The sequence below is a fragment of the Burkholderia sp. SJZ089 genome, assembly GCF_007828315.1.
In the GTDB taxonomy this organism is placed as follows: Bacteria; Pseudomonadota; Gammaproteobacteria; order Burkholderiales; family Burkholderiaceae; genus Burkholderia; species Burkholderia gladioli.
This window is the reverse complement of sequence record NZ_VIUM01000027.1, coordinates 42,055-53,960: the sequence shown is the minus strand read 5'-3', so window position 1 is coordinate 53,960 and position 11,906 is coordinate 42,055. Positions and strand designations below refer to the sequence as shown.

Sequence of the window (11,906 nt, the reverse complement as noted above, 5' to 3'; positions counted from 1 at the left end):
CGGCCCGCCGCATCGCGGCGCGCGGCCGCCGCGGGCCGTCAACCGGAATGGAGATCGATGAACATGCATTGGCTATCCGCCGTCCTGCGCGCTGCCGCGGGCGGCATCGTCTGCGCCGTGCTGGCCGCGCCGCCGGCCTGCGCCGCCACGCCGGCCGCGACCGGCGCCGCGCAAGGCGGCGATGCGCGCCACGACGCGCTGCAGGCCACCCTCGAACGCTTCGCGCAGGCCGCGCGCCCCGGCACGCTGGGCGTGGTCGTGCTGGACCTGGACCGGCCCTCCCGCTGGCAGGTCAACGGCACGCTGCCGTTTCCCATGATGAGCGTCTTCAAGGCGCCGCTCGGTGCCACCGTGCTGGACCTCGCGGAACAGGGCAAGTTGCCGCTCGGCCAGCGCATCACGATCACGCGCGACCAACTGCGCGGCGGCCACAGCCCGATTCGCGAAACCTTCCAGGGCCAGCAGATGAGCTTCACGGTCGACACGCTGCTGCGCGCGGCCGTCAGCGACAGCGACAACACCGCCGCGGATGCGCTGCTGCGAGCCGTGGGCGGCCCGGCCGTCGTGACCGGCTGGCTGCGCGCGCATGGCATCGAGGGCATGCGTGTCGACATGGACGAGGGCGAGGTCTCGCGGATCTTCGGCAATCTCGGCGCATCCCCGGCCCCGCCGCCCGCGGAAAGCGCGCAGCAACGCAGCCGGCGCCTGCAGGGCGGCCTCGATGCCTACCTGGCCGACCCGCGCAACCGCACCACGCCACTGGCCGCGGCCGAATTCCTGCGCAAGCTGGCCGGCGGCGAGCTGCTCCCACCCACCGCCACGCGGCGCCTGCTCGGGCTGCTGCGGGACCAGACGACGCCGCGCCGGCTGCGCGCCGGCCTGCCGCCCGGCGTCAGCTTCGCCGACAAGTGCGGCACCTCGCTGACGGTCAACGGCACCACCGCCGCGTTCAACGATATCGGCATCCTCACCTGGCCCGACGGGCACCGGCTCGTGATTGCCGCCTTCCTGAGCGCCTCGCGTGCCTCGCGCGCCGAGCGTGACCGCCTGTTCGCCGACCTGGCGCGCGCGGTGGCGAGCGCCGCGGCCCGCTGACGATTCGAGCAGCGCCGCGGGCGGGGAACGCGGCCGGCCTTCAGGGACGCTAGGCCGGCGTGCCCCGCTCCGCCCCGCCGCCCCCGTGCAACGCGCAGCCTGATGGCGAGCGCGACCTGCCTTTCACGCTGCTGCGCGTGGCCACGCTCGCACTCGACTACGCGAAGGCCTTCACCCTGCCGCTGCTGGTATACGAGCAGAGCAGCGGCAGCACCCTCGCCGTCGGTATCGCCTACTTCGTGGAATTCCTGCCGCGCGCGCTGCTCTCGCCGATCTTCGGCTCGATCGTCGATCGCAGCAAGGGCAAGTGGCTGGTCTACGTCGTCGAGATATTGCGCGTCGTGCTGATGCTCGCCTGGGCGGTGCTGGGCCGCACGCAGTACGGCTGGACCCTCTCGAGCGCGGTGTCGCTGTGTTCGGGGATGACGCTGGTGTACTACGAGGCGAGCGCGGGTCGACGGCTCGGACCCGAGGCGCTGCAAGGCTTCCAGGTCCGCTCGCAATTGCTGGAGCCGCTGGCGCGCCTGGTGGGGCCCGGCGCGGCGGCGCTGGCCATCGCGCATCTGTCGCCGCTCGCTGCGGTCGGCGGCATCGCGCTCGGCTACGCGCTCGTGCTTGCCGTATCGTGCGCGTGGCGCGGCGCCACCTCGATCCTGGCCGCCGCCATCCTCGACAGATGGACGCCGGCCGAGGAATGGCGGCGCTTCGCGACGCTCGCCGCGAACGCGCGCCTGCTCACGCTCACCCTCGCCGCCGGCTTGCTGAACGTGCTGTTCGGGGTGTTCCAATCGCTGATCGCGCCGGTCATGATCGGCCACTACCGCATGCCGCTCGCCTACAGCGCCTTGCCGAGCTTCGTCGGCGGCACGATTTCGTTCGCGCTGTGCATCCTCGTGCCGCGCCTCGCCGGACGCCGGCCGCCCGCCGATTTCGGCACGCTCGGCACCGCCAGCCTCGCGGCGGCCGCCGCGCTGTGCGCGCTCGACGTCGGACCCTGGGCGTTCTGCGTGGCGTTCGGCTTGCTGATCGTCGGCAGCGCCCTGTATGGCATCTTCTTTCGCCACATGCGCTACGAACTGATCCCCGCCAGCCAGATCGCCCAGGGTATCGGCGCCACGACCTCGGTCACCACCGCGTTCCTGCCGGTGGCCGGCCTGGTCACCGCCTCCACCGTCGCGTTCTCGCCGGTGCTCGTGATCGGCGCGCTCGGGCTGGCGGTAGCGGCCGCGCTGTTCCTGTCGATCCGCCATGTCTGCCGCGCGAACCCGCCGCGCACCACGCCGCTCACGCCCTCCGATTCCTAGCACGGCGCCTAGAACGATGCGCCGAGCGTGGCGAACAGGTCGTAGCTGCGGCGCCGGGCGTTGCCGAAATCGGTCAGTAGGCCGAGCTTGCCGCGCCAGTAGCGGTTCGCCTGGAAGCTCGCCGCCATCGACAGCCGGCCGTAGGTCGCGCTGGCGCCATCCACCGCCGTCTCGATCGGCAAGGCCGGCGCATAGCGCTGCGAGGTTTCGAGCACGCGGCTGTCGAAGGCGTCGTGGCGCAGGGCGGCCTCGACCTCGAACTCGCCGCCGCGCAGCCCGGCCGCGGCGAGCGGCAGCGTCATGCGCAGCCCGGCCCCGCCGCTCGCGCCTTTGAGGCGCTGCACGCCGACGTTTTGCACCAGGATCGGATCGCCGGTTTCGGTGTAGCCGCGCATGACGAGCTGCTGGTAGCCGATGTCGGCCACCGGCCCGAGCCGCGCGACACCGAGCGGGTACAGGTAGCCGAGCTTGAACACGGCGCCGAAATCGAAGCCGCCGGTGCCGCCGTCGAGCGACGGCGCGAGCACCGCGATCCGCTCGAGACGGTAGCGCTCCCAGCCCCCGCCGACATAGACGCGGGTGAACAGCCCGGCGCGATCGAACGCATGATAGACGCCGAGGCGATAGGCATGCAGGCCGAGTTCGCCCTGCCCGTTGTCGAGCGAGGCGCCGGCATTGCCGCTCGACAACACCGCGCCGATGCGCGATGCGCCCGACAGGCGGTACTCGGCGCCGACCGAGACATTCTCGACGTTGCTGTCGAATGCATCGATGCCTGTCGCCGCACCATGGAAGTCGCGTGTGTAGCCGCCCGCGACCGCGATCGACACGCGCTCGGACAGCATCGTGCGCGCCGGTCCGCCGGCGCCGCCTTCGGCCATCGCGAGCGCCTGCTGCGTGCTGGCGCGCACCGCGTCGAGCCCCATCTCGGGCGCGGTGGCGAGCGCGGCTGGGGCATCGAGCTGGTTGGCGATGTAACGCGCGATGTATTGATGGACGCTGGTCATGACATGGGTGCCGTCCGCGGTCAGATAAGTGTTCTGCACCGCCACCGAGCCGCTATTGCAAGCCGGCACGACGCGGCACTGCACCTCCGGCGTGTCGTTGAGCCCGTAGGCCGCCGGGTTGGCGCGCATCTGGTTGAGCAGCCCGGCGACGTCGAACAGATGCACATTCACGCCGCGCCGCGAGAACTGCGCGAGCTCGCCGGGCAGCTTGCCGTTGTAGTCGACGTAGCCGGGCCGGCTCCCCGCGTCGTCGTTGAGGTTCAGGACCACGAACTGTCGGGCGCCCGCATCGACCAGCCGCTGCAACTGCGTGTTCAGGTTCGACAGCGTATAGGCGCTCATCTGCGCGATGTCGGTCGGCCGCGGCACGCCGAGGAACGGCTCGATGCCGTTGAGCGCGGCCTTGGTCAGGTCCTGGTCGTTGGTGCCGATCCAGATGCCGACCAGATCGTTGGCGCCCAGCCGCGGATGCGCCGCCAGCAACTCGTCCACCTGGTCGATGAAGCCCGGCATGTTGCGCCAGGCCGGCTGGTTCGCCACGATGTTCAGGTAGCCGCCGTGGCCGCTCAGCGCGCCGTTGATCGCATAGTCGTCGTCCGCCCTGAAGTTCGCGCCGATCAGGCCCGGCAGGTATTCCGCCCAGACCGGGCCGTCGGACGAGCGGCCGTCGCGGAAGATGGTGGAAGTGGCGTTGGGCAGGATTCCGGTCAGCCTGACCACCCGGCCGTTGTCGGTCAGGCTGTCGCCGAGTGCATAGAATTCGTAGCCATGGGCCGGCACGCACGCGGCGCAGGCCAGGCTGAAGGCGATCGCGCGCAGCGATCGTGAAATCGGATTGGACAGGTTCATAGGGCGCAGTGCCGTGGGTCGGGGTGACGAACGCGCGAGGCGAGCGCCCGCCAGCAGGCGCCCGGCAACCCGATCGCGCAGTGGGAGGATCGCTCAGTCGGCGTAGGTGCCGCGGAACTCGCTGGCGAAGCGATCGACGTCGCATTCGGCCAGGTGATTGATGCCGGCGGCAAGCTTGCGCCCCCCACCGGTCGCGAAACCGCGACAGAAATCGTCCGCCCCGTGCTGCCTGCCGGCCGGCACGCGCACGCTCACCACGTAGCCGCCGCCGCGCCGCGGGCTCAGCACGGCGAGCGCGCGCCCGGGCCGCTGCTGCATCAGCTCGTTGGCCAGCACGCCGCTCACACGGCGCGCCCAGCGCTGCGAAGGCAGCACCAGCATCGCGACGCCCGGCAGATCGTATTCGGGCTGCACCGCGCAGGCCTCGTGCAGGTCGCTGCGGTAACCCTCGGCCAACACCGCCAGGATGCCGGTGCCGGCCACGAAGGTGAGTGGATCGGCATAGGGCAGCATCGCCTCGGCCAGCACCTCGGGCGCATAGAACAGATCGGCCGGATCGTCGCCGTAAGCGTTGTAGTTGAGGCAGCGTCCCAGCAGCGCGAGCGCCTCCACGGTGTCGGCGGCGAGTGCATGGCGATGCGCGAGCGCCGCGCCGAGCCGCGGCAGCGAATCGCCGAAGGCCGCGGCCACCGCCCATTGCGCATGACGCCCGCCGAGATAACGGTCGACCAGCGTGCTGGTGCAAACATTGGTACTCGTATCGATATGCGCCTGCAGCGCGGGATGAGACGGCACGCTACCCGCGAAGTGGTGGTCGAAATAGCGAATCGCGGCGCCGCCCGCGAGCAGCCGGGCGACGTCGTCGCGATTGCTGTCGTGCGACAGGTCGAGCACCGTCACGCAACAATCCGCATCGGCATTCACGCGCGCGAGCAGGCGAATGTCGCGCTTGACGCCCGTCACGAGCGCACTGCCCTCGCCTTCGACGAGCCGAAGCTGTTGCAGGGCGCAAAGGCCGTCCGCGTCGCCGTTGAATACGTGGATATGCGTCGCGCGTTCGCACCATGGAATCGTCGCGTCGGTACCGCGATGCGTGTCGGCCGCATCGTGCGGTGCCAGTGTGTAGTCGTTCGTCACCACACGGCCCTCTCTTTTCGTTATTGACATGGGACCGGCAAGGGGAAACCGATGCGCTCGCCGGTCGATCGCACCGTCGTGATCGCGGCGCTGCATCGTTGTACCGCGAGTGGTACCACGAGGTCAATGCGATCGGCTGGCCCGCGATGCAGTGATTCCCGTGCCCGCCTGCACATGCGCAGACATCGGGAGCGCCGCCGCGCCCGTATCGCGAACCGGCTCAACCGCCCGCGGCGGGATGCAGCGCAAAGTGCCTGCTGTCGACACCGCGCCACTGCGTGACTTCGGCTCCTCCCATCAGCCGCGAGGCCCTCAGCATCGGGCCGACGAGCGCATACAGCCGGTCCGCGTCGGGGCCGTACATGTACAAGTAACCGTCGTTGCCGTCCAGATGCAATTCGGTCTCGCCAAGCTCGCCCGCATGCGCCCGCTCGATTTTCACGCGCAAGCTTTGCTCGAGTTGGCGCAGCCGCGGCAGGTCGCGCTCGTAGAAGGTGAAATGCACCATCATGACGGGAGCGGACGGCTTGGCGGACAAGGTGGCCGATACGACGGGGACGGACGAAGCGGACGATGCGGACGGCGTGGGCGAAGCCGCCAGCGCGCCAGCGGCAAGCAGCGCGATGCTCAGGAAGGCGGCAAATTCTCGGGTTCTCGACATGGCTGGTGGTGGATTCACCGGATGGATCGTCATTGTCGGGGATCACCGTGGCGGAGTCGAGCGCTACCCGGATCCATCGCACGCCACGGCGGTTCATGCTGCCTCCTGGAGCAGAACCGACGCCTACGCTATGCACTCGAGCGTAAGCTTTGCCGCGAATGGTCTCCAGAGCAAGTGAGCGGTTGGCTCAAGAACCGATATGCCGATGACGAGGCGATGCGCGTGTCTCACGAGACGATCTATCGCAGCCTGTTTGTGCAAGCGCGCGGCGTTCTGAAGAAGGAACTGCAGTATCACCTGCGGACCCAGCGAAAGATGCGTCACTCCCGCTCGTCCAGCACGAAGGGCGCTCGCAGTAAGATTGCTGACGCGGTTTCGATTCACGAACGACCACTTGAGGCAGCCGACCGTGCGGTACCTGGTCATTGGGAAGGCGATCTCGTCAGTGGCGCCAACAATACCCATGTCGCCACGTTGGTCGAGCGGCGCTCGAGGTTCACCATCATCGTCAAGGTAAAGGGAAAGGACACGGTGAGCGTTGTGGCGGGCCTGAAGCGCGAGGTTAAGCGGCTGCCGCAGCATCTACGCAAGTCGCTCACCTGGGACCGAGGCATGGAGCTAGCGAGCCACAAAGACTCCACGATCGCCACGGACGTGAAGGTCTATTTCTGCGACCCGCGAAGTCCTTGGCAACGTGGTACCAACGAAAACACGAACCGACTCCTGCGTCAGTACTTGCCCCACGGTACGCAACTTGATCAATACTCGCAGGCGGAACTGAACAAGATCGCAGCGCGGCTCGATGAAAGGCCCAGAAAGACATTGGGCTTCATGTCTCCGGACGATAAACTATGCCAGGCTGTTGCAGTGACTCATTGAACCTACCATCCTCGGCCACCGCCTGCGGTCCGCACTCCTTCACCTGGCAATACCACATCGTGGTCCATTCGATGTCGTCGGCCATCAGCGCGAGCGCCCGGGGCGCGTCGCCACGCTCGGGCTCCGCATAGAAGCTGTGGACGATGTCGACCGGGGTAATCATGGTGGTGTCTGCCTTCTGAACGTGAGGAAACGAGGGTCGCCCAGCCCGATGCGGAGCGCTTCCCAGCTCATGTCGATCAACCGTGGGCGTAACGTAGCACCACCGTTAGCAACCTTTCAAAGTATATTTTTACGGTTACCAAATCGAGACGAGCGAAGCGGCGACGCGGCCGGGTCAGGCAGGTGATATCGATGGAGGAATGTGATGAAGCGAACAAGCGCCGGCATGCCGGCGCTTGCAGGTGAAGCGAGGGAGGATGGAAGGTCGGTGCCTTGTCGTGGCGCGCTGGCCTATTGGATCGCGTCGGGCTTGACCTCGATCCAGTTGCGATCGGCCGTCACGCGCTGCCCGAGCGCCTTCTGCCGCGCCGCCGATTCCGCCCGCCAGCGGCGCATCTCCTGTAGGTTCTTGTCCTTCTTGTCGACCCAGACGCGCACGCCGCCATGCTCGACGTCGGTGGCGTTGAGCAGCATGTAGCCATCGGATTTCGGCGTATCGCCGGCCACCAGCACCGGCTTCTTCCATTGGTCGATATAGCCGACGATCGAGCCGAGCTTGCCCTCGTACCAGGTCATCGGGTTCATCAGGTAGGGGGTGATCACCAGCGAACGGTTGCGCATCTCGTCGTAGTCGCCCTTGCGTATCTGGATTCGCGAGGTGGTCAGCGCCTGCGTTTGCGGATCGCGCAGCAGCGTGGTAACGCCGATCACGTTCTGCGGCTTGACGTTGTAGCCGTATTTCGGATCCGCCACCACCATGCGCGTGAGTTCCTCGTGCGCGGCCGTCATCACGTAGACGGCGATGCCGTTCTCGCGCAGCTTGTTGTACAGCTCCTGCATGCCGGTGAAGAAGCGCGGCGGCTCGACTGTGCCCTCCTCCACCTTGTCGCCGCTCCAGTAGCGGATCGGGATCGGCTTGCGCGTGGCCAGCATGGCGTCGATCTGCGTCTTCAGCTCGGCCAGCGACAGCCCCGAGAAGGCCTGGGCGATCCACGGGTAGCAGACCAGGTCGTCGATCTCGCAGAGCCGGTAGTAGTAGCTGGTCAGCGATTCGCGGTAGTCGGGCGTGTCCTTGAAGGGGATCAGCTTCAGCGAGGGATCGAGCGTCTCGCGCGTGAGCCGCCCGTTCTGCTCCAGGTAGGGGAGCAGCGATTCCTCCAGGTCGTAGCGGTAGGTGGTGTTGTCGGCGTCGAATACCGCGTAGTCGCCGCGATTGGCGTGGGCGGCGATCATCGCGTCGAGCTTGCGCGCCGCCTCCGGCGGCCAGTGCGCCAGGTCGGTGGCGCCCGCCGAGGCGGCGAAGGCGAACAGGGCGAGGCTGGCGGCGGCAAGGCGCCGGACGGATTTCGGCATGGAAGGCTCCTGGGGATCGCTGCGGCAGCGTCGATTGTGCAGACGCCCCGCGATCCGAAACGTCACGAAAACGTCACACACTTGTCTACCTGCGCCATGCCGCCGGCAGGCAGCGCCCCGGGGCCGCTGCCTGCCGCCTGCCTCAGCGTTTCGCCACCGCCGCGCCGTCGCCCAGGTCCACCGCATAGGCCAGCGCCAGCTTGCCGAACTTCAGCGCATGGTTCGCCTGCCGGTCCGAATTCGCCAGCGTGTCGTTGACGGTATGGATATACGGGCTGTCGTTCTGGTCGGCCTCGAACGGGAACGAGGCGCGATAGCCCTGCGCGGTCCACGAGGCATGATCCGAGCACGCATAGCCGCACACCGAGGTTCCCACCGAGAGCTCCGGCAGGTAGGTCTTCGCGAGCGTCTGCAGATAGCTGTTCTGCGCGGCGTTCGTGTAGTCGGTGATCAGGTAGATATCCTTGGCGTCGCCCTTGTAGTTCGTCATGTCGAGCTGCAACACGCCCACCACGTTGACGTTCTGCGCGCGGAACTGCTTCGCGATCTCGTTCGAGCCCAGCAGGCCGGCTTCCTCGGCCGAGTAGCCGATGAACTTGATGGTGCGCTTCGGCTTGTAGTTGTTGGCCAGCATCACGCGCAGCGCCTCGGTCAGGCTGGCGATGCCGGAAGCATCGTCGTCAGCGCCCGGCGCGCGCGTGTTCTCCGAGGTCCGGCCGACCGTCGAATCGAGGTGGCCGCCCAGCACCACGGTGCCCGCCGACGGGTCGCTGCCCTGGATGGTCAGGATCACCGACTTCTGCGCCCACTTGCTGTGCGTGAACTGCTCGACCGTGATGTCGCCGCGCGAGCCGGCCAATTGCTTCCACTGCTGGGCCAGCCAGTTCGAGGCGGCCACGCCATGCGAGGTGGTGTAGTAGCGATTGGTGAAGTTGGTCGAGAGCGCCGTGATGGTGCTGACGATGTTGCTGGCCTGCAGTTGCTGGACCCATACCGCGATCGGCTGGGCGCTGGCGAGCGCGAAGTCGGCGGCGGCGGCCTCGGCCTGCTTGGCCTGCGGTGGCGGCTGCAGCGCGCGCCGCGCCGCGCCGAAGGAATCGTGCACGATGAAGCCGGGCCCGTGGCCGCGCCCGTGATGCACGGCGTAGGCGAGCTCGCCGAGCACGGCGTCGTCGACGCGCGCGATATGCACGGTCTCCTCGTGCGCGGCGCCGTCGGCGGTCTTGCCGGCGGAAAGCGTGGTGCTGTAGAGCGAGGCCGCGCCGGCATCGAGCTGCCGGAGCTGCTGGAAGGCCGGATCGCCGAGCGTGATCCAGACCGGCGCCGCGTGCGCCGCGGCCGCGAACAGCGCGCCGCACAGCGCGAGTGCCAGGTGTTTCGGTTTCGGTAGAGGCATGGTCGTCCCGTCAAGGGTCATGATGTCGAGAAATCGGCGCGCGCCGCGGGTCGTGCGGCACGCGCCGGCCAGGCGATCCTCAGGACTTCTGCGGCACCGTCACGGCGTAGGTGCAGCTCTTGTTGTAGGCGTTCGCGATCGCGTTGATCTGCGTGCTGCTATAGCCGAGCGCCGAGGCCGCCGTGATCACGGCCTGCGCGGCCGCCTTCTGGTTGGTCGAGCCGTTGGTCATCGACAGGCCCTTCAGGAAGGCCTTGTCCATCGCCTGGCCGCCGATCGCGTCGCGCGCCACCAGATTGCACGAGGCCCAGTACTGACCGGCCGTGTGGATCTCGGAGCTGCGGATCTGCGCATAGGTGCGGCCGACGTTGTAGTTGGTCACGCGGCCCGGCCAGAATTCGTTGTGGCCGTCCCAGTTGTAGACCCAGTTGTACTGCGCGTCGGACGGGCTCCACTGGTTGAAGTCGCGGCTGTAGCCGGCCGCCAGGTAGTCGCCCACGCCTTCCGACAGGCCTTCCGATTGCGATAGCCCGCCGTTGGTGATCCAGTCGTGGATGCCGTGGCCCAGTTCGTGGATCACCACGTCGGCGTCCTCGGCGTCGTCCACGCCGCCCTGGCCGAAGGTCAGCTGGCCGCTGCCCGACGAATAGGCCGAATTGTCGTCGCCCGATTCGCCGTGCGGATCGAACTGCACGCCGCCCGTGTACTGGTAGGGCAGCGCCTTGATGCCCAGCGTCTGGTTCACGTAGCGCAGGAAGGTATCGATGTGGTAGTAGGCGTTGACGGCCTCGAAATAGAGGTTGCCGCGCGTGAACTCGAAGGCCGGCGAGGACTGCACCGGGCAGGCGTTGTCGCGCGGCGCATCGAAGTCGACGCAGGAGGCGAACGGTCCCGACAGCGAATAGCTCGCGCCCGATTGCTTCAGGTCCTTCAGCGTCACGCGCACGCGGGCGGCGCTCAGCTGGGTGGAATCGGCGTTGTTGTTGTCCTTGTAGCCGGTGCTGCCGTAGCTGCTCTTGGTGGAGGACAGCGGATCGGGACGGAACACGTAACCCGAGCCGTCGACGGCGTAGAAGGCCTTGTCCTCGGCGCGCAGCACCTCGCCGCTGGTCGCGTCGATCAGCAGTTCCCAATCGCCCTTCGGGCCGCCGTCGGGCCGGCCGCGCACCTTCCAGGCCGTGTGCGTGCCGGCCGCGTCGCGGAACGCCACCAGTTGCGCCTCGGCGTCGCGCAGCTCGCCGATGCCGAGATAGCTGCGTGCGCGATCGAGCGCCTGCTGCTGGTCCACCGCCTGCGTCTTCGACGCCTTGGGCGCCACGCCGCCGATCGCATTGCTGGCGACGTACAGCACGCTGCCGTCCTTGCCGATCGTCACGGCGATCTCGCTGCCGTAGACGGGCAGCCCCGCCGCCACCTGCCGCAGCCGCACCACCGTGAAATCCGGGTCCTGCCGCTGCGACACCAGCTCGAGGCCGGCCAGCGCAGTCGCGTCCAGGCCAAGCTGCCTGGCCTGCGTGGCCAGGAAATCGCGGGCGGTCGCCTCGGGCGTCGAGGCGGTCTTCTTCACGCGGTAAGCCGGGTTCGCGAGCGTGACCGACACCGCGCCGGTGCCGCTCGGCGCGGCCTCGCCGCCGGCGGCGGGCTTGGCCACCCCGCGCATCAGGCTCTCGCGCAGGTTCTCGGCCTGCGGGTTGCCGGTCTTCGACTGTGCCGCGACGCCATGCACCATGCCGAGACCCAGTGCGATGCTCAATGCGAGCGGCAATGCCTTGCGTGCTGTCTGCATGTGTTCACCTCTTGCTACGGTTAGGTTGGAACCGCGCCCGGGGCGGGTCGCGGGTACGGCAGGTACGACCAGACGCCGCGCGGCGGCAAGACGATGCCGTCACGCAGTGCGGGACTGCGATGCCTTGATTAGTGAAACTAAGTATCTTGCGCGGGCCGGGCGCGCGAAGCGGGCGCGCTGACTACGAGGTGCCGGAAGGCGGCGGGCGAACGGAGGAAACCGGGGATTGGCCGCTTGCTTGCATCGTCATCTGATACCCCTCGATGGATCGAAACGT

Annotated in this window: 9 protein-coding genes; 3 read left to right on the top strand and 6 right to left on the bottom strand. The window is 68.1% G+C overall.

Annotated elements, in window-relative coordinates; genetic code table 11:
- The first annotated feature begins 63 nt into the window (after positions 1–63).
- The gene (gene bla / locus FB600_RS33710) at positions 64–1,095 is read left to right on the top strand and encodes a class A beta-lactamase (protein ID WP_186467883.1); all 1,032 of its coding nucleotides are present in this window, start codon (positions 64–66) and stop codon (positions 1,093–1,095) included.
- 59 nt (positions 1,096–1,154) lie between these two features.
- Complete coding sequence (locus tag FB600_RS33705) at positions 1,155–2,399, top strand: hypothetical protein (RefSeq protein WP_096751793.1); 1,245 nt, start codon at positions 1,155–1,157, stop codon at positions 2,397–2,399.
- A gap of 8 nt (positions 2,400–2,407) precedes the next feature.
- Here FB600_RS33705 and FB600_RS33700 read toward each other — a convergent pair whose 3' ends face one another.
- The 3 genes from FB600_RS33700 to FB600_RS37960 form a co-directional block, all read right to left on the bottom strand.
- Entirely contained in the window at positions 2,408–4,255 is a 1,848-nt protein-coding gene (locus FB600_RS33700; RefSeq protein WP_096751794.1) for an autotransporter domain-containing protein, read from the bottom strand.
- A gap of 93 nt (positions 4,256–4,348) precedes the next feature.
- On the bottom strand, positions 4,349–5,422 hold the full coding sequence (locus FB600_RS33695; RefSeq protein ID WP_409995246.1) for an acetyltransferase: 1,074 nt from the start codon (positions 5,420–5,422) through the stop codon (positions 4,349–4,351).
- Between the two features lie 190 nt (positions 5,423–5,612).
- A complete protein-coding gene (locus tag FB600_RS37960) occupies positions 5,613–6,086 on the bottom strand; it encodes a hypothetical protein (protein WP_227742819.1) in 474 nt (157 codons plus the stop codon).
- Here FB600_RS37960 and FB600_RS33685 point away from each other — a divergent pair.
- A complete protein-coding gene (locus tag FB600_RS33685) occupies positions 6,075–6,932 on the top strand; it encodes an IS30 family transposase (RefSeq protein ID WP_409995245.1) in 858 nt (285 codons plus the stop codon). The two genes, FB600_RS37960 and FB600_RS33685, sit on opposite strands and share 12 nt — an antisense overlap.
- A gap of 453 nt (positions 6,933–7,385) precedes the next feature.
- Here the strand turns inward: FB600_RS33685 and FB600_RS33680 are convergent, their stop codons facing one another.
- The 3 genes from FB600_RS33680 to FB600_RS33670 all read right to left on the bottom strand — a co-directional run bounded on the left by FB600_RS33680 (position 7,386) and on the right by FB600_RS33670 (position 11,629).
- On the bottom strand, positions 7,386–8,447 hold the full coding sequence (locus FB600_RS33680) for a phosphorylcholine phosphatase (RefSeq protein WP_096751795.1): 1,062 nt from the start codon (positions 8,445–8,447) through the stop codon (positions 7,386–7,388).
- Positions 8,448–8,589: 142 nt separating this feature from the next.
- Entirely contained in the window at positions 8,590–9,843 is a 1,254-nt protein-coding gene (locus FB600_RS33675; RefSeq protein ID WP_145757631.1) for a M20/M25/M40 family metallo-hydrolase, read from the bottom strand.
- Between the two features lie 79 nt (positions 9,844–9,922).
- Positions 9,923–11,629: a M36 family metallopeptidase gene (locus FB600_RS33670; RefSeq protein ID WP_145757630.1), complete on the bottom strand. Its 1,707-nt coding sequence runs from the start codon at positions 11,627–11,629 to the stop codon at positions 9,923–9,925.
- Between the last annotated feature and the right edge of the window lie 277 nt (positions 11,630–11,906).